Source organism: Methanoregula sp., assembly GCF_002835825.1.
In the GTDB taxonomy this organism is placed as follows: Archaea; Halobacteriota; Methanomicrobia; order Methanomicrobiales; family Methanospirillaceae; genus Methanoregula.
Window position 1 is genome coordinate 1 of sequence record NZ_PIZH01000712.1, and the last position, 1,102, is coordinate 1,102.

The following is a 1,102-nucleotide window of genomic DNA, read 5'->3' on the forward strand; positions in this document are numbered from 1 at the left end:
GTGGGCTTGTTGCGCGGCCCCGGTAGGGCCACGGCCGCGGTCCCGTCAATTAAGGTGGACTCCTCTCCGTTCCACTCCATTTCCGCCATCTCCCCCACGGAGGTGATGATCCCCTTCTCATCGAGGACAATGTCGACACTCTTGTTCTCCACCACACAGTTTATTATCAGGAGGGAGTGATTCTTCTCGAATATCCCGTCAATATCTTCCGAAGTCATTGATCTTTTCACTCCGTTCAACTCATATGTGTAATGATAGTATTCACAATCTCTTCGGTCCGGTCCTTGTGCTCCCGCGAGACGCTGACAATATGCTCGTACGTCAGCACCTCCTCCCCAAGGCCGTTTGCATAGTTCTCGATGGTGCAGAGCGCAGCAAAATCCATCCCCAGTTCGCGGGCAAGCGTTGCTTCGGACGCTACCGTCATGCCGACAATGTCTGCGATCTTTGCCAGCGCTTCCACTTCAGCCACCGTCTCGATCCGCGGGCCCCGCGTCTGGACATAGATCCCGCCGTAGCGCGCCTGCGGGATCAGTTTTTTGAGGTTCTGTGCAAGGTCCTGCGAAAGCTCAGGGCGGACATGCTCGATCGCATGGTCGTGGATAGACGGGATGTCGGTCATGCTCACGTAATCCGTGGGGATCAGGAGCGAGCCGGGCGTGATCTCCCGTTTCAGCGATCCTGATGACCCGAATGCCACGATCCGGGTGACGCCCGCGATGGCCATGGCCGCAAGATTGGCCCGGTAGTTGATCCGGTGCGGGGGGCAGCTGTTCTGGTGGCGCATCAGCATGACAAGATCCCTGCCGCAGAGCAGCTCAGCGGGGCCGAACGGCGTTGCCACCGTCTTCTTCTCTAACTGCGGGAGCGTGGAGAAGAGCAGGCTCGTGCCCCCGATGATCCCGAGCATCAGCCCCTCCAGGGAGGGAGACTGGCAGGCAGAAGTGTTGTAACAGCCATGGAATCCTTTCCTTCCGTGAGAAATGTTGGCGGCGATGCACTAATATATACCGTAGTATGGGGGGAACTGATGCGCGTACCTGGATCCGGGCCGGGAGTTGACTCACCAATTCTTTTATCCTATGGCGTCCTACTAGATAGG

General features: G+C 57.6%; 1 protein-coding gene and 1 pseudogene. Both read right to left on the reverse strand.

The genetic code is table 11. From position 1 onward, the window contains the following. Positions 1–218 (reverse strand): annotated as a pseudogene (locus tag CW742_RS14620) (amidohydrolase); the annotation flags it as partial. 17 nt (positions 219–235) lie between these two features. After that, entirely contained in the window at positions 236–910 is a 675-nt protein-coding gene (locus CW742_RS14625) for an MTAP family purine nucleoside phosphorylase (RefSeq protein WP_292421651.1), read from the reverse strand. Positions 911–1,102 lie beyond the last annotated feature (192 nt).